Source organism: Psychrobacter sp. 16-MNA-CIBAN-0192 (assembly GCF_040309565.1).
Taxonomy (GTDB): domain Bacteria; phylum Pseudomonadota; class Gammaproteobacteria; order Pseudomonadales; family Moraxellaceae; genus Psychrobacter.
Window position 1 is genome coordinate 1 of the sequence record NZ_JBEOOX010000579.1, and the last position, 247, is coordinate 247.

Sequence of the window (247 nt, forward strand, 5' to 3'; positions counted from 1 at the left end):
GTCCTTGTCAGGCGACTCCCAGTATTCAAGTAAGATTCGCACATCATCTAAAGCCATATCGAGCGTACGGCAATGTAGGATAAATTGTAGACGCTCAATGTGCTCTTCATTATATAAACGATAATTCCCTTCGCTACGAAAAGGCTCGGGTAATAAACGCTCTTTTTCATAATAGCGAATGGTTTCTACTGTGGCACCTGTGCGTTTAGCGAGCTCACCAATTTTGATTGTCATAACAACCTCTATG

General features: G+C 42.1%; 1 protein-coding gene. It reads right to left on the reverse strand.

The window, feature by feature from the left end:
- Nucleotides 1-234 (reverse strand): MerR family transcriptional regulator (locus AAEY78_RS14460; RefSeq protein WP_352340135.1); only part of this gene is annotated, 234 nt, incomplete at its 3' end.
- Between the last annotated feature and the right edge of the window lie 13 nt (nt 235-247).